General features: G+C 47.1%; 14 protein-coding genes. All 14 read right to left on the bottom strand.

What is annotated here, in order from left to right:
* Positions 1-92 precede the first annotated feature (92 nt).
* Complete coding sequence (ggt, locus tag E8M12_RS01445; protein WP_211244965.1) at positions 93-1,784, bottom strand: gamma-glutamyltransferase; 1,692 nt, start codon at positions 1,782-1,784, stop codon at positions 93-95.
* 731 nt (positions 1,785-2,515) lie between these two features.
* A complete protein-coding gene (gene gcvP, locus E8M12_RS01440; RefSeq protein ID WP_136734286.1) occupies positions 2,516-5,410 on the bottom strand; it encodes an aminomethyl-transferring glycine dehydrogenase in 2,895 nt (964 codons plus the stop codon).
* Between the two features lie 127 nt (positions 5,411-5,537).
* Positions 5,538-5,927 (bottom strand): glycine cleavage system protein GcvH, encoded by a 390-nt coding sequence (gene gcvH, locus E8M12_RS01435; RefSeq protein WP_136734285.1) that lies wholly within the window; start codon positions 5,925-5,927, stop codon positions 5,538-5,540.
* Between the two features lie 111 nt (positions 5,928-6,038).
* On the bottom strand, positions 6,039-7,127 hold the full coding sequence (gene gcvT / locus E8M12_RS01430) for a glycine cleavage system aminomethyltransferase GcvT (RefSeq protein ID WP_136734284.1): 1,089 nt from the start codon (positions 7,125-7,127) through the stop codon (positions 6,039-6,041).
* A gap of 347 nt (positions 7,128-7,474) precedes the next feature.
* A complete protein-coding gene (locus tag E8M12_RS01425) occupies positions 7,475-8,695 on the bottom strand; it encodes an SAM-dependent methyltransferase (protein ID WP_211244964.1) in 1,221 nt (406 codons plus the stop codon).
* Positions 8,696-8,778: 83 nt separating this feature from the next.
* Positions 8,779-9,555, bottom strand: a complete 777-nt coding sequence (locus E8M12_RS01420) for a DUF1365 domain-containing protein (RefSeq protein ID WP_246033979.1) — start codon at positions 9,553-9,555, stop codon at positions 8,779-8,781.
* Positions 9,552-10,808 carry an NAD(P)/FAD-dependent oxidoreductase gene (locus E8M12_RS01415; RefSeq protein ID WP_136734283.1) on the bottom strand — a complete coding sequence of 419 codons (1,257 nt, stop codon included), beginning with the start codon at positions 10,806-10,808 and terminating at the stop codon, positions 9,552-9,554. The genes E8M12_RS01420 and E8M12_RS01415 overlap by 4 nt, the downstream gene beginning before the upstream one ends.
* Positions 10,809-11,531 (bottom strand): SDR family NAD(P)-dependent oxidoreductase, encoded by a 723-nt coding sequence (locus tag E8M12_RS01410; RefSeq protein ID WP_136734282.1) that lies wholly within the window; start codon positions 11,529-11,531, stop codon positions 10,809-10,811. It lies immediately after the preceding gene.
* Positions 11,528-12,043 (bottom strand): nuclear transport factor 2 family protein, encoded by a 516-nt coding sequence (locus E8M12_RS01405; protein WP_136734281.1) that lies wholly within the window; start codon positions 12,041-12,043, stop codon positions 11,528-11,530. The genes E8M12_RS01410 and E8M12_RS01405 overlap by 4 nt, the downstream gene beginning before the upstream one ends.
* A gap of 19 nt (positions 12,044-12,062) precedes the next feature.
* Positions 12,063-13,484 carry a deoxyribodipyrimidine photo-lyase gene (gene phrB, locus E8M12_RS01400; protein ID WP_136734280.1) on the bottom strand — a complete coding sequence of 474 codons (1,422 nt, stop codon included), beginning with the start codon at positions 13,482-13,484 and terminating at the stop codon, positions 12,063-12,065.
* Positions 13,484-14,443 (bottom strand): YbgA family protein, encoded by a 960-nt coding sequence (locus E8M12_RS01395; protein ID WP_136734279.1) that lies wholly within the window; start codon positions 14,441-14,443, stop codon positions 13,484-13,486. Before E8M12_RS01395 ends, phrB begins: the two co-directional genes overlap by 1 nt.
* A 58-nt stretch (positions 14,444-14,501) precedes the next feature.
* The gene (locus E8M12_RS01390) at positions 14,502-15,170 is read right to left on the bottom strand and encodes a ChrR family anti-sigma-E factor (protein WP_136734278.1); all 669 of its coding nucleotides are present in this window, start codon (positions 15,168-15,170) and stop codon (positions 14,502-14,504) included.
* Complete coding sequence (locus E8M12_RS01385) at positions 15,163-15,807, bottom strand: sigma-70 family RNA polymerase sigma factor (protein ID WP_136734277.1); 645 nt, start codon at positions 15,805-15,807, stop codon at positions 15,163-15,165. Before E8M12_RS01385 ends, E8M12_RS01390 begins: the two co-directional genes overlap by 8 nt.
* Positions 15,808-15,888: 81 nt before the next feature.
* Entirely contained in the window at positions 15,889-16,449 is a 561-nt protein-coding gene (locus E8M12_RS01380; protein ID WP_169303002.1) for an LON peptidase substrate-binding domain-containing protein, read from the bottom strand.
* Between the last annotated feature and the right edge of the window lie 82 nt (positions 16,450-16,531).

Raw genomic sequence — 16,531 nt, 5'->3', positions numbered from 1 at the left:
AAAATCAAAAAACGAGTCAACGCACAGGGCAATGACTCGTTTTGCAGTATCAATCCTCGTATCTATATAGGTACAGAAATGACCCGTTCAGACTAATATCCTTGCGCCTGGCCATCTTTACGCATTTCACTGGCGCCGTGATATACACCGGATTTCGGGTCTTTTAAAATTGCCTGGTAGCCGCCAAATGGACCACTGGTGATATGCACTTTGTGGCCGCGTTGTTGTAGTTCTTTAACCACGTTTGCTTTAACGCCACTTTCCAGCTCTAACACCCCGCCGTCTTTCATTCGCCCTTCCCAGGTCGGTGAAGTTGAACCTCTGTGATGAAAACGAGCCGCATCACCGGCTTGTTGCACGTTCATGGCAAAATCGACAATATTAGTCACCATCTGCACGTGACCCTGTGGCTGCATTGCTCCCCCCATCAGACCAAAGCTCATGTATGGTAGGTTATCTTTGGTGATAAACGCTGGAATAATGGTATGGAAAGGTCGCTTACCCGGGGCATAGACATTCGGATGCCCTTCGGTTAGTGAATACTGGGCGCCACGGTTTTGGAAAATAAAGCCAAGGCCATCGGCTACCAAGCCTGTCCCCATACCACGATAGTTACTCTGGATAAGGCTGACCATCATGCCGTCTTTATCGGCGACGGTAAGGTAAATAGTGTCGCCTTCGATTAACTTTGGATCGCCGTGTTCCACTTCTTTGGCAGCACGTTTCATATCAATCAGTTTTGCCCGCTCTTTACCGTACTTTTCTGACAATAAATAGTCGAGATTAATCTTTTGATAATCCGGATCCACATAAAAACGGGCACGATCTTCAAACGCCAGCTTTTTCGCCTCGGTCATCACATGTAAGTAATCGGCACTGTTATGACCCATGCTTTTTAGATCATAGTTTTCCAATACCGTTAGCATTTGTAACGCGGCGATACCCTGGCCATTCGGTGGTAGTTCCCAGACCTCATAGCCACGATAATTTACCGATACCGGGTCAATCCAGGTGCTGGAATGACTGGCAAAATCGTCATAGCGAAGCGGCCCGCCGATGCGTTTAAAATAGCTATCTATGGTTTTGGCAATATCGCCTTTGTAGAATGCATCGCGACCACCTTTAGCAATTTTTTCCAGGGTATTCGCCAAATCCGGGTTTCTAAATACCTGCCCTTCCATTGGTGCTTTACCATCAATCAGGAAAGTTGCCTGGTAATTAGCTATCTCTTCAATTTCACCTTGTTTGAATAGTTTTTCGTAGCGCGTTTGGTAGATATCCATGTAGTAGGCGATAACTTCGGTGACAGGGAAACCGTCTCTTGCATATTGAATCGCTGGCGCAAGATTATCGGCCATTTCCAGCTTGCCGAATTTTTCGTGCAAGGCAAACCAGGCATCAACAGTACCCGGAACGGTAACCGGCGGTGTACCCCAGTTAGGAATTTGCGAGACATCCCCAATTTTTGCTTTTAACTGCGCCAGTGTCTGGCCTTTAGCAGAACGACCTGAGCCATTTAAGCCATGCAGCTTTTTAGTTTTCGGCTCCCAGACAATGGCAAATAAATCGCCGCCAATACCATTACCTGTTGGCTCCATCAAACCAATCGCCGCATTGGCAGCAATCGCAGCATCCATCGCCGTGCCACCTTGTTGAAGAATATCGATGGCGACCTGCGAGGCTAATGGGTGCGACGTTGCCGCCATGCCATTAACCGCAAGAACCGGTGAACGGGTAGCCCAGGGCGCACCGACCACCCTATCGCCACGACCGTCTTCGCGCATTTGCACCGGCTCGCCGGTTACATCATCAATAATCGTATCTTTGTCGGCACTATTGGCAATCGTTGACATCATTAAGGTGCTCATTAAAAGCAGAAGATTTTTTTTCATGGTTGATCTCATGATAGTCCGGAATTTCTTTGAAACGGCGTTATCATTTTTGATTGAACATTTCAGTTCGCAAAACGCCGAGGTTATTAACCTCTTGTACCATGAATTTTTACTAATTTATAGAAGCAGTTAGCTGGCAAGCTTAGTAAAATTTATGAAGTCTGTGCGCGAGGAGTCTTTCATTCATGGTTCGGGAGGATAAATAAAGGGATTTATGGTATGTCGTGATATCAGGGATGGTTATATCACGGCGATATAAATGGATTTATGGAATGTCGGTAAATCAAGGATGGTAATTTACAGACGAAGCACATCCCTGTGCACCCATGCATCATTCCGTCCTTGTGATGCAGGGTACCTACATCCGTGTAGGCAACCCTCTCTTGCTACCATCCATGGTACGAGAGGAAATATAAAGGGATTTATGGAATGTCGGTAAATCAGGGATGGCAATTTACCGACGAAATACATCCATGTGCAAACCCTCTCTTGCTACCATCCATGGTGCGAGAGGATAAGCACATCCATGTGCAAAAAAAAACGAGCCATGCGTTAGCAATGGCTCGTTTCAAACGACTTGCAGCTTACAGCTTGTAGCCTGCAGCTAGCGAATAACAATATTATTATTCGCTGTCAATATACGTCTCAACAGCAGGACATGAACAAATCAGGTTACGGTCGCCGTATACGTCATCGATACGGTTTACCGTTGGCCAGAATTTGTTGGCTGCCGCAGCTGCTACCGGGAATACCGCTTCCGCGATAGTGTATGCACGATCCCAACCGGCATCTGTGATATCGGCTAAGGTATGCGGCGCATTGTGAAGCGGGTTATCTTCCAGCGTCCACTCGCCCTGCTCTACTTTACGGATTTCATCGCGAATACAGGTCATGGCTTCGATAAATCTGTCCAATTCAACCTTAGACTCAGACTCTGTCGGTTCGATCATCAGCGTACCGGCTACCGGGAATGACATGGTCGGAGCGTGGAAACCGTAGTCCATCAGACGCTTAGCCACATCCATTTCAGTGATTCCAGACGCTTCTTTTAACGGACGCAAGTCAACGATACATTCGTGTGCCACACGGCCATTATTGCCGGTATAAAGGATTGGGTAATGCTGGCTCAGTTTGTGGGCCAGGTAGTTGGCATTAGTGATGGCATACTTAGTAGAATCAGTAACGCCCTGCTTACCCAGTAATGCAACGTACATGTAAGAAATACACAGGATACCAGCACTACCAAATGGCGCTGCAGAAACCGCACCATTACCTTTCAGTTCGTTGTCAAAATCAACTAACGCATGACCTGGTAAGAACGGCGCTAAGTGAGATTTCACACCGATTGGGCCCATACCCGGGCCACCACCACCGTGTGGAATGGCGAAGGTTTTGTGCAGGTTAAGGTGCGATACGTCAGCACCGATGAAACCTGGAGAGGTAATACCTACCTGAGCGTTCATGTTCGCGCCGTCAAGGTATACCTGACCGCCGTTCGCATGAACGATATCACAGATTTCTTTGATAGTTTCTTCGTATACACCGTGCGTAGACGGGTATGTGATCATGATACAGGATAAGCTGTCGGCCATTTCTTCGGCTTTGGTTTTCAAATCAACCAAATCAACGTTACCTTGCTTGTCACAATCGACAACCACAACTTTCATACCAACCATTTGCGCAGAAGCCGGGTTGGTACCGTGAGCAGAAGATGGGATAAGACACACGTTACGGTGTGCATCACCACGACTCTCATGATATTTCTGAATCGCGATTAGACCTGCGTATTCACCCTGGGCACCTGAGTTTGGTTGCATCGAGATATTGTCGTACCCGGTCAGTTCAACCAACCAGTCACCCAGCTCGTTGATCATCTTGGTGTAACCTGTGGCCTGATCAAGCGGTGCAAATGGGTGCATATTGGCAAATTCTGGCCAGGAAACCGGGATCATCTGTGCCGTCGCATTCAGCTTCATCGTACAAGAACCCAGAGAGATCATTGAATGGTTCAATGCCAGGTCTTTGTTTTCCAGTTTCTTGATATAACGTAGCATCTCAGTTTCACTGTGATACGAGTTAAATACCGGATGGGTTAAAATTTCCGATTCACGAACTAATTCCGCTGGAATTGACGAGTGACCACTTGCAACGATTTTCGCATCAAGCTCAGCCACATCAAGGCCATGACCTTCGCCCAGTAAGATATCGAATAATTGCTGGATATCAGCGCGAGTGGTGGTTTCATCCAATGACACACCGACTTTACCGTCCTGGTCAACACGAAGGTTAACGTCGGCAGCAAGGGCGCGAGTCACGATTTCGTCTTTGTTGTCAGTGGCAAACGTTAAGGTATCGAAGTAATTCTGGTGAATTGCCGTCAGGCCTTTTGTTGCTGTACCTAAACATAAGATATCGGTAAAGCGGTGGATACGGTTGGCAATGGTTTTCAGGCCCTTAGGACCGTGATAAACCGCATAGAAAGCCGCCATGTTGGCCAGTAATACCTGAGCAGTACAGATATTCGAGTTCGCTTTCTCACGACGGATGTGCTGTTCACGAGTCTGCATCGCCATACGCAATGCGCTGTTGCCACGGGTATCTTTGGAAACGCCAATGATACGACCTGGTAGTGAACGTTTGTATTTGTCCTTAGTGGTAAAGAATGCGGCGTGAGGACCACCGTAACCCATCGGTACACCAAAACGCTGCGATGAACCGATCACCGCATCGGCACCTAACTCACCTGGTGCTTTTAGCATAACCAGGCTCATAATGTCAGCAGCAACAGCTACGATACCTTTTTTCGCCTGAACATCAGCGATGATGGCGCTGATATCGGTGATTTCACCTTCCGCACCAGGGTATTGTAATAGTGCACCAAACACGTCGTGATCCGCCGCCGTTTCAGCTGCACCAGTTACAATATCAAAACCAAACATCTCGGCACGCTGGCGCACAACGTCAATGGTTTGTGGATATACGTTATCGGCAATAAAGAACAGGTTTGATTTCTTATTCTTAGATACACGCTTAGCAAGAGCCATAGCTTCGGCCGCAGCCGTACCTTCGTCGAGCAATGACGCGCTGGCGAGTTCCAGGCCGGTTAAGTCGATACACATTTGCTGATAGTTAAGCAATGATTCCAGACGACCCTGGGCGATTTCCGGCTGATACGGCGTGTAAGCGGTATACCAACCTGGATTTTCCAGAACATTACGCAGAATAACGTTTGGCGTAAGAGTTGGGAAATACCCCAAACCAATGTACGAGGTATTTACCTTATTTTCACTCGCCAGTGCTTTTAAGTCGCTAAGGGCTTTTACTTCTGTCTTACTCTCGTTGATATTGGGTAAATCAGACAGACGGATGCTGGATGGTACGATTTCATCGATCAGTGCATCTACGGATTCTGCACCGATATCGCTTAGCATGGCTTTGGTTTGCTCAGCATCGGAGCCAATATGGCGGCGAATAAAATCTTGAGTTTGTTCTAATTGTGTCAACGTTAGGGTAGACATAAACAACAGGTCCCGAAAAAAGGTGTAAAAATACTTACGGCATCAACCATCAGTGAAAAGCTGGTGCCGCTAAAAACAACAAGCCCCGAACTAACCGTTCAGGGCTTTAACTTATTAATATGGTTGACTATTCTTCATCAACAACGTTTTGATAGCCTTCCGCATCCAATAGCGCGTCCAGCTCGCCGGCGTCGTCCAGCTTAATGCGGAACATCCAGCCATCACCAAATGCGTCAGAGTTAACCAGCTCAGGGCTATCTTCAAGGTCTTCATTTACCTCGACAATTTCACCACTTACTGGTGCGTAGATATCTGAAGCGGCTTTAACAGATTCGGCAACAGCTACGTCGTCACCGGTGCTAACCTGGTCGCCAACTTCCGGCAACTCAACAAATACCATGTCGCCTAAAAGCTCTTGAGCGTGCTCAGTAATACCAACAGTTACAGTACCGTCACCTTCGTTGCGTACCCACTCGTGGGACGATGCATATTTTAATTCTGAAGGAATGTTGCTCATTTTTTTGTTCCTAAAAATATATGAATTTAAATCTGTTTTCTTATAAGACCTGCGTCAGTGCTCAGCTAATGCTCAACTGCGCAGCTCAAGTTTAATACGGTTAGGTTTAGTTTAGAAAACTTTTTTACCATTGCGCACAAAACTTGGCTTGATCACTTCAACATCGACCAGTTTCTTGCGCATCTCTACCTGAACGGTGTCACCTGGTTGTACCGCACGAGGCACGCGAGCCATGGCAATACTGTGACCTAATGTCGGTGAGAAGGTTCCTGAGGTAATCGTACCTTCGCCATGCTCTGTGACGACTTTCAGGCCTGAGCGCAGTACGCCTTTTTCGGTTAATACCAGGCCAACAAGTTTAGGCTGGTCGCCCGCAGCGCGTTGCTCAGCTAAAACTTCACGACCGATGAAATTACGATCTTCTGGCTCCCAGCTGATGGTCCAGGCCATGTTAGCGGCCAATGGCGATACACTTTCGTCCATATCCAGGCCATACAAATTCATACCCGCTTCTAAACGCAGGGTATCACGAGCACCAAGGCCAGCCGGTTTTACACCCGCATCTAACAATTGTTGCCAAAAATCGGCCGCCTTTGCTTCTGGCAAGGCAATTTCATAACCGTTTTCACCGGTATAACCTGTAGTAGCAATAAATAAATCGCCAGCCTGGACACTGAAAAACGGCTTCATGCCATCAACCGCTGCGGTTTGCTCGGCATCCAGTAAGGTGGCAACTTTGGCTTTTGCCTGAGGCCCCTGGACCGCTATCATCGCAAACTCTGGACGTTCAGTTACCGTTACCTGAAAATCTGCTGCCTGCTTGTTGATCCAGGCAAGATCTTTTTCACGGGTCGCGGAGTTAACCACTAAGCGGTACTCAGTATCTGTATAGAAATAAACGATAAGGTCATCGATAACACCACCTTGCTCGTTACACATACCTGTATAAAGGGCTTTACCAGCGTCTTGTAATTTAGCGACATCGTTAATCACTAAACGACGTAAAAACGGCTTGGCATCTTCACCCTGGATATCAACGATAGTCATATGAGATACATCGAACATACCCGCATCGGTGCGAACCGCATGGTGCTCTTCAATTTGTGAACCGTAATTGATTGGCATTTCCCAACCGTGGAAATCAACCATTTTCGCGCCAGCTTCAAGATGTTTGGCGTGTAGTACCGTTTTATTTGTCATGAGGGGACCGCTTTAGTTTTATCAACTCTGAAGGGACATTTTGCCCACTAAAAAAATTGGCAAAAATTATACGCCCACAAAGTATAAGGATCAATTGCTAGATACGCACTATTTGAATTAAAAGCCACCTTAACAGATAACACCGATTTTTATTCGAATAAAGGTAAATTAACGAAACTATATACGGAATGAGAGGAGTAATATTAACGTCGGGAGGATGAAACCAACAGCTTTGCAGGATCCGGCTTTAATGATTGCCTAAAAAGTCTGATGGAATACTATCTTGAACGTCGCTGTTGTTTCGAGGATAAAAATAAAGGCATCGCGATCAAGCAATGCCTGTCCCGTTATTTTCTCGCCAGTAAATGCACGGTGCTAGTGGATCGTTCCAAAAATGCGCCTTCACAATAACAAAGGTAATAGGTCCACAGGCGCTTAAAGGTTTCGTCATAACCCAGTTGGCTTAACTCCGGCCAGGATTTGAAAAACGCATCACGCCAGTGAGCCAGGGTTTTCGCATAGTCGAGCCCAATATCGGAAATCGATTCGATCACCATATGTGTATTCCTGGCGATTTGCTCGCTCATAATATTTATTGAGGGCAGGCACCCTCCCGGGAAGATATAGCGCTGAATAAAATCGACATTGTTTTTGTATGACTCAAAACGTTGATCAGCAATGGTAATCGCCTGAATCAGCATTTTACCGCCGGTTTTCAATCTGGCATTGCATTGTTTGAAGAAAGATTCAAAGTACTCGTGTCCAACAGCTTCGATCATTTCAACAGAAACCAGCTTATCGTATTCACCATCCAGTTCTCGATAGTCTTTCTTCAACAAGGTAATTCTATCGTCAAGGCCTAATTGAGTAACGCGCTGCTGCGCATATTTATATTGCTCGTCCGAAATTGTCGTAGTGGTCACCCGACAGCCGTAATGTTGCGCAGCAAATATCGCCAGGCCGCCCCAGCCGGTACCAATTTCGAGGACATGATCGTTTTCATTTAACTCAAGCTGATCACAAATCCGCGCTAACTTATGTTGTTGCGCTTCTGCCAGCGTTGCATTCTCGTGAGGATAAATGGCCGCCGAATACATCATTGAAGGGTCAAGAAAGCGGGTATAGAGCTCGTTACCTAAATCGTAGTGAGCGAGAATATTGCGCTTGGAACCAGATACCGTATTGCGGTTGCGGCGATGGAACAGAGCGTTTTTGACCTTGGCGAACCAGGCCATTTTCGATTCCATTGCATCGGTCACATTCTGGGCCCGGGCAAAGATTCGAATTAATGCCGTTAAGTCATCGCATGTCCAGCGCTTATCAATATAAGCTTCCGCGGCACCGATGCTACCGCCCTTTACAAAGCTGGTGTACACGCTGACATCATGGACAATGATTTGAGCTTTAATATCACTATCAGGCGAGCCAAACCGGAACGTTGTAGCGCCCTCTATCAATTCGAGATGTCCCGTGTTGATTTTACCCAACACCGCATGCACTAATTGACGACAGCGGCGCTGAAAAAAAGATAACTGTTCCGGGTTTTGAATGGCGGCAATCTGCTCCACATTTTGCTCCAGATTTTGTTCCAGGGAATTCACAATAACTTACTCTTATAATTAAAAATATTACGATTTCGTTCAATAATCCATCAGGAATTCGGGTGGGCAACGAACGGGACTTTCTTTAGCCAGAGCTTCAACGCCTGCCAGTAAATCCCTGCACATATTTTCATGGTCATCATCGGCAAACTACGCCACACCGCAAAAATTGCACTGGCCGTCAATGGTTGCCGGGTCAACGCCATAGTGGCATCGAACAACTTTTCGCTGCGATGATTCTCAATGTGAACCATTAACTGCGAATCGGTGCCTCTATCACTGGCGCCAAGTTTTGGCGCTTTTACTTTCCAGTGATAGGTCATATCCAAATCCATAAAGGGTGACACATGGAATGCTTTAGGCGTTGGCGTAATCGCATCCAGATCCACCAGATAATAATGGCGTTCATTCCAGGGAGTATTACTAACTTCTGCGAGCATGTATCTGGCACTGTCGTTCTGGTCATAGCAAAAATAAAAATTGACCGGACTAAAATACAATCCGAAACAGCGCCCCTGGATAGTCATTATCACCTTGCCGTCAGGCCAGGTTCCCCCTAACGCCTGCACTTTGTTTCGAATACGTTGTTTTAGGTCTTGTGGTTCACCATTAACATAATCTCGTTGTTTTATGCGAATCGGCTTAAACCAACCCTCACCCAGCCAGGCACTTTCCAACATTCCCATTTGCCATTCATCAAGGTCTATCACCAACATGTAGAGCCGATAATTAAAACTGTGGCGCACCGGCGCAAAGCGTCGATGACGGACATCGCCGGCATATATACCGCTATTTACCGGCATGGTTGGCAATTGCCCCTGGTTCATAGCTGACAACCAAATCGCTCGCCCACATCTACGGCAGATCGAACGCCATCTTCATGAAATCCGTTGTACCAATAAGCGCCGGCAAAATGAGTGCGATTCTGGCCACAGATTAGCTGTCGTTGCTGTTGTGCCTGCATGCCCGAGGTTGAAAAAATCGGGTGTTCATAGACGTATTGTTCCAGCAATTTAGCGTTATCAATCGCATCGCTTTGATTCAGGGTGACACAAAAGGTGTGGTCGCTTTTAATATGCTGAAGAATATTCATGTTATAGCTGACACTGGCCGGGCGCTGTCGGTCATTATCGAGCATATAATTCCAGCTGGCCCAGGCTTTGCGGCGCTTCGGCAATACAGATATATCGGTATGCATCACCACCTGGTTCTGGCTGTATGGCAAGGCGCCGAGGACCTGATATTCATCGTCACTGGCATCTTTAAGCAGGGCCAGGGCCTGGTCCGAGTGACAAGCGAGCACCACTTCATCAAAGTACTGCTCAGTGCCATCTGCGAACGTAATGCGTACCTGCTCGTGTTCGCGGTAAACCCCGGTAATATCGGTATTTAAGTGAATACTCTCCCTAAAATCAGCAATCAGCGGGTCGATATAAGAACGCGAACCGTTTTCAATAACGTACCACTGCGGCCGGTCGGCAATATTCAATAAACCATGGTTATGGAAGAAGCGTATAAAGAAGTCCAGTTGAAAGTCCATCATCTGCTCGATGGAACTGGACCAAATCGCCGCCCCCATGGGCAGAATATAGTGCTGGGAAAAATGCTCGGAAAAACCCTGCTCCGTTAAGAAACCACCCAGGGTTTGCTCAACGGGAATATCGCCATCCGCATAAAGCTTCTTGCATTGTTTATTAAACCGCAGGATTTCCTTAATCAAGCGCCAGAAGCTGGGTTTTAACAGATTGCGGCGCTGGGCAAACAGGGTATCCAGGTTATGGCCATTATATTCCATTTGCGTATGGCGGTTATGGACCGAGAAACTCATTTCTGTCTCTCGTTTATTTACGCCAAGTTGCGACAGTAGTTTTAAAAAATTCGGATAGGTTTTGTTGTTAAAGACGATAAAACCGGTATCGACAATATAATCTTCGCCATCAACATTGACATCTTTGGTTGCCGTATGGCCGCCAATGTAGTCATTTTTTTCAAACACCGTAACCTGGTGTTTCTGACTTAGTAAATAACCACAGGTTAATCCAGAAATGCCCGATCCGATAATGGCAATGTTCTTTTTCATTTATGATTTCTTCCTTGTTAACAACCAACACCACCAGCTAAACGGCAGCCAGGATAAAAGCCGTAACAGGTAGGTAAAACGTTTGGGAAAATCGAGTATTTTTCGGCGTTTTTGCACGCCTTTAAAAATTCGCTCTGCCGCTTGCTCGGCGGTGAGTAAAAACGGCATGGAAAAGTCGTTCTTGTCAGTAAGTGGTGTTTTTATAAACCCAGGTTGCACCAGGGTAACGTCGATTTGTTCGGGCGCTAAATCAAAGGCCAGCGTTTTGGCAAGGTAATCGACACCGGCTTTTGATGCGCCATAAGCCTCGGCCCGGGGTAATGGCAAATAAGTAACACTTGAACTCACTATCACCAACTGGCCGCCAGTTCGCAGTTTCTTGATAAAATGTTCTAGCAGGTCGCCCATCGCCAGCAGGTTTACGGTTATCACCCGTTTGAATAGGGCACCGTCAAAACTACCAGCGTCATCGATATACTCACAATCCCCGGCGTTGAGAATAACAATGTCCAATGCATCCACCTGAGCTGCCGCCTCAGCCACCTGCTCTGCTAGGGTAATATCGAAAGCCAGGGTTTGTATATGTGTCTGCCGCTGGCTAAGTTCCTCTAATCGGGCTTGATTGCGGCCACAGGCGATAACGGCATAATCCTGGTTTGCATAATGCAGAGCAAGTGCCTCTCCAATCCCTGATGTGGCTCCGGTAATTAATACCTGTTTCATTGTCCGGCTCGGCTTTTAATCAATTTAACCAGGCGCCCGAGCACCGGAATGTGTTCATACAACATCGCCCCGACATCGAGGTAATCGCGATGATAACCCACTCTATCACCCTTAGCTTTCAAGCGGGAATGCCCTTCAACCTGAACTGCCTTGCCACCATTCAGTTTCGGATGTACAAATATCATCTGCCAATAAATGGCAGCTTGAGCCCCATCACTGAAAACCTCGCTGATAGTAAAGCGACACTCGCTCAGGTTTGTATAAAGTAAATCGAAATAGGCAATGAGTTGCTTTTGCCCCTCAATGACATGCAGGGGATCCTGAAAGCGAACATCGTCACTATAGACTTGAGTCAGGAGGTTGAGGTTGTCTGTTGACAGGCGTTGATAAACATCTAAAAAGGTCGCCAGCCACAAGGGATACTGGTCGTCACCCGTAGACTTGCCAGCAGCCGAATCAGGTTCCGGCAATGACAATACCTGTCCTTCACCTTTATTCACTGTTGATTCCATACGCCCTCGCCTATCATTGTTAACGGCACGCTTTGTAAGCGGCTAATGTCCTTTCTCTGGCGTGCTTATGATCTACCATAGCCGATTCGTATAAATTTTCACAAGATTTATCAATAAGATACTGATGCGGAAAATGAATATGCCGTTCGGGTATATCTGCCAGTTCCGGAACATATTTACGGATAAATTCACCATTGGGATCAAATTTCTGGCTCTGGGTTATCGGATTAAAAATTCGGAAGTAGGGTTGCGCATCACAACCAGTTGACGCCGCCCACTGCCAGCCGCCATTATTGGCAGCAAAATCTCCGTCAATGAGCTGCTCCATAAAATATTGCTCCCCCCATCGCCAGTCAATCAGTAAATCCTTTGTTAGGAAACTGGCAACCACCATGCGCAGTCGGTTGTGCATCCACCCCGTCTGGTTGAGTTGCCGCATCGCCGCGTCAACCAGGGGATATCCGGTTTTTCCCTGGCACCATCTGGAAAACTCTTCCGGATCGTTGCGCCAGGCAATGGCATCATACTGACGATTGAAATTCTCACCTTTAATAAGGTTCGGGTAAGCGTGCAGCAAGTGCCGGTAGAATTCTCGCCAAATCAACTCATTGAGCCAGCAAAATGCCGACGATTCTGGCTGCTCCATCACCATAGGGTGGCGTTGTAATAGCAAGCGCATTAACAGTCGCGGACTGATGGCGCCGATGCTAAGGCACGGAGACAATTTTGAAGTTGCCGCTTTGGCGGGAAAATCCCGCTGTTTGCCATAGTCAAGAACGTTATCTTCGAGCCAGTCACCGAGCTGCTCAGACATCACCATTTTAGCATCCGGCCAGTCACTGGAAGATTTATCTAAATTGTTTCGGCAAGCCTGTAACTGTTCAATGGCCTGCTGATTATCAACCTTGTTCTGCGTCGCCTGATCAGCTTCAGGGTTTGCCAGGCACTCAAAGCTATGATGCATTACCGCCTTAATCCAGGCGCGTTTAAACGGGGTAAATACCCGATACATCTCACCGGCAGCAGTTACTACCTGGCCTTTCGGGACAATCACGTCGGCTTCAAATAGCGACAATGTCAGGCCCCTGGCGATCAGATGCTGATCTCTTTGCTGTTCATTAAGCTCTACTTCGTTGTTGGCAAAAACTTCTGCGCTTTGCTGCTGTTGTCGGCGTTCATCCTGCCAGTTCATTAACCAATGCTGCTGTCCAGAGAAATCCTCTACTTCGACAAAATGAAAGCGGACCCCGAGGTCCGCTAGTTTGGTTGCGAGCACAATGAGATGTCGGTAGATGAAATCTTGCTTTATGGGGCTGAGGTGGTGCTGGTTCCATTGTTTTTTACATCCCAGAAATATTGCGTCCCGACATCCCTGTCGATACGCCATGGTTAACGCGGGGTTATCGTGAACCCGTAAATCATTGCGAACCCAGTACAGCATTAGTACCCATATCTCAACTTCAGTGATGCAGGGTGTGGCTGCAAATACACTTGCTGCGCCAGGTAATCTTTCGGAAACTCCATCAAATAATGCTTAATCATCGTCAACGGCACCATCAGCGGTACCAAACCAATTCGGTAGTCTTCGATGTGCTGACATAATTCACGCTTTTCATCAGCGTTCAATTGCTCAGAAAAATAGCCCTGAATATGCTGCAAGGTGTTGGCGTGTCCTTTTCGGGTCGCCATTTTTTTCATCGCTGCCATCAATAGGGCCAGGTATTGCTCAGCAACCTGGTCAATATCGCCATTCATATTGGCGAGTAATCGCCCTGCTTCTTTATAGCGAATCAAATCGTGGGACATAAGCAAGTACTTATACTGGCTATGAAACGTCATCAGGTTGTGTTTAGAAAACCCTTTCGCCTGAAGCGTCTGCCAGTGCTTGTAAGCAAAAACACGGGCAACGAAATTTTCCCGTAGCTTGGCATCATTTAAGCGACCATTCTCTTCACAGGGAAGATGCGGATGTCGCTCCATAATTTCTCGGGCGAACACGCCCACGCCATCTGACGTCGAGCCTTTGCCATCTTGCGAGTAAACCTTGACCCGTTCCATGCCACAGCTAGGGCTTTTGGCGCAGAAAATATAGCCACTAATAGCTTGCAGCTTAGGGGCTAACTTTCTCCCGTAATCACGCAACTGTTGGGTGACGTCCATGCTTCCATCCGGGCGACTAACATGAATCACGCCATCGACATCAATTTGCCTGACCGTAGGACGCGGTACCGGTAGACCTATTGCTACTTCCGGGCAGTAGGGAACAAACTTCACGTGCCTGCCGAACTCGTTAACACAAAACGCGGAGCGTTTGTGGCTGGCATCGAAACGTACCTTTTGCCCAACCAGGCAGGCACTGATGCCAATGTTGATATCAGTATCAAAGACTTGATGACTCATGCAATCCTCCAGGCTTCAGAAGAAGTGAGCCGGCCCGAAAACGAACCGGCACAAGCGATTAATATAGAAGCGATCCAAATGGGTTCAGTAACTTGCCAAATCCCTGGGTGAAATGTAGCGCGTCACTAACCACCGTCAGACACAGGCAGCCCTGCTCGGTCTTGGGGTTGTGCTGGTGGCGGCCATCAAGCCAGATGAAATCTCCAGGATAATAGGTACCCATATCATCACTGAATTCACCATCAAGCAACAAGGTAAGTTCGAAACCTTTGTGCGTATGCTCAGGGATCATACCGCCGGGTTGGATCTGCAACAGACTGGTGTGAATTTCCCCTTCATCGAGGTCAATCCGTGCCCGACTGACTTTGCCTATGCCGGCAAAGCGACCAACGCTCATTGAACGTAGAGCTCTTGGAAGCTGATACTCATCTCCCTTAACCGCAACACTATTGAGTGTAGGCTCGACCACATGCGCTTGAGTCGGATCATCGGTGATGTTATCTATCATCGCCAGCAAATTGCTGTCGATTTGAATAGGCTCAGCCAGGTCGTCAACATGTGCCGATTCAAAGTATTGCTCTGCTTTTTGTTCCGTAAATTCTTCACAGCGTTGTTGGCAAACGGGACACATTTCCACGTGGATGCTGATTGCCGCAGATAACGAGACTGGAAGCTCACCGGCAGAGAATGATTGTAAAAGTTTGGTTTCGGGGTGGTGCTTAATCATCACGCTCTCCCATGTCTTGTTCTGTAAGTTGCTGCTTTAATTTGCCCAATGCCAGACGTAGTCTCGATTTCACCGTTCCTAACGGCAAATTGAGGTGCCTGGCAAGTTGTTCCTGAGACATCTCCAGAAAGTAAAAACCTTTCACAACCTGTTTCTGGTTTTCCGGAAGCTTGTCCAGATACGCCAGGATTTGATTTTGCTGAAGATGATCCGGATACACTTCGGTTTCAACATTGTCGGCCTCAACTAACGGCCAGATGTCTTCACTGAAGTTATCCTCTTTCCTAGATTTCATTTTCCGCAACATGTCGAAACTTACGTTTCGCATGATGGTATAAACCCAAGTGGTAGGAGCGCCTTTCTCAGGCGAGTACAAATGCGCTTTGCGCCATACGTTGGACATGGTTTCCTGCACCACTTCACTAGCTTGCGATTCGTTGCTGAACTGCTGGTGGGCAATCCGCTGAATTTTCGGCGCGAAAAACCTAAACAGCCCAGTGAAGGCTGCTTTGTCCCTATTGTTGGCCACATCGGCTAACCAAGCGGCAAGTTGCTGATGATTATTGTCATTAGTCATGACCTTATTATGTAAGCCAGACTTTTGATTTTGCAATAAAATTGTACCTGCTTGCGTCATGAGTATCTCGAAGCTCTAACCCGGATGCATGTTCTTACGGACGTATGGTTCGCGAAGATCAATTATTCGCAAGATAAATTATCAAGTCTTCTCTATGATCACCGTCGACAGGAAATTAATCGCCTTGCTGAAACTGTCTGGATGTATAAAACAACGCTTTTTCTCATAGTTAATCGGGATTAACTCAAGCCAACGGCCACATACCCAGACTGGCGAGCCAAAGTCAGGATCCGGATACAGACTTGCATACGTTGGATTCGCGTCGAAAAACTTGTTCAGTTCCTCACCAAGCAATTGCGTGTCATCATTAGCTTGCTGAACAGGCCAGTGTTCACACACCTGAACATCACCGTGCAACAGCTTATCCTGATCCCTCTCAACCGTACCGATACGAACAAGATCCTGGCATTGGACGTCAATATATAACAAGCCGTCATCGCCGTGCTGGAAATCAATAATGTGCACCCAACTCCCCCAATCGGAGATATTGAATTCATTACCTTCTCGATGCAGGCTGATCACGAATCCGTCGCCGCTCGCGGCTTCCTTGACCATTTTCAGATATCGTTGTTCAAAGATGCGCAGCCTGGTAATGCCACCGGGGAGTAAATAAACTGGTAATGGAAATATGGCTAAGTTCATGAATACATCCATTGTTGTTTTGATGGTGATTTATACGCTTCCCAGGGGGAAGGCGATCAACAAAAAATTAAAATGGTGACGG

This window comes from Thalassotalea mangrovi (assembly GCF_005116735.1).
In the GTDB taxonomy this organism is placed as follows: domain Bacteria; phylum Pseudomonadota; class Gammaproteobacteria; order Enterobacterales; family Alteromonadaceae; genus Thalassotalea_A; species Thalassotalea_A mangrovi.
Note: the sequence above shows the minus strand (reverse complement) of the source record. Positions and strands in the feature narration are given on the sequence as shown.

Coding starts and splice junctions, on each gene's coding strand:
- ggt (WP_211244965.1), bottom strand. CDS start 1,784: ATGCGCGAAGACGGTCGTGGCGATAGGGTGGTCGGTGCGCCCTGGGCT.
- gcvP (WP_136734286.1), bottom strand. CDS start 5,410: ATGTCTACCCTAACGTTGACACAATTAGAACAAACTCAAGATTTTATT.
- gcvH (WP_136734285.1), bottom strand. CDS start 5,927: ATGAGCAACATTCCTTCAGAATTAAAATATGCATCGTCCCACGAGTGG.
- gcvT (WP_136734284.1), bottom strand. CDS start 7,127: ATGACAAATAAAACGGTACTACACGCCAAACATCTTGAAGCTGGCGCG.
- E8M12_RS01420 (WP_246033979.1), bottom strand. CDS start 9,555: ATGAACCAGGGGCAATTGCCAACCATGCCGGTAAATAGCGGTATATAT.
- E8M12_RS01415 (WP_136734283.1), bottom strand. CDS start 10,808: ATGAAAAAGAACATTGCCATTATCGGATCGGGCATTTCTGGATTAACC.
- E8M12_RS01410 (WP_136734282.1), bottom strand. CDS start 11,531: ATGAAACAGGTATTAATTACCGGAGCCACATCAGGGATTGGAGAGGCA.
- E8M12_RS01405 (WP_136734281.1), bottom strand. CDS start 12,043: ATGGAATCAACAGTGAATAAAGGTGAAGGACAGGTATTGTCATTGCCG.
- phrB (WP_136734280.1), bottom strand. CDS start 13,484: ATGCTGTACTGGGTTCGCAATGATTTACGGGTTCACGATAACCCCGCG.
- E8M12_RS01395 (WP_136734279.1), bottom strand. CDS start 14,443: ATGAGTCATCAAGTCTTTGATACTGATATCAACATTGGCATCAGTGCC.
- E8M12_RS01390 (WP_136734278.1), bottom strand. CDS start 15,170: ATGATTAAGCACCACCCCGAAACCAAACTTTTACAATCATTCTCTGCC.
- E8M12_RS01385 (WP_136734277.1), bottom strand. CDS start 15,807: ATGACGCAAGCAGGTACAATTTTATTGCAAAATCAAAAGTCTGGCTTA.
- E8M12_RS01380 (WP_169303002.1), bottom strand. CDS start 16,449: ATGAACTTAGCCATATTTCCATTACCAGTTTATTTACTCCCCGGTGGC.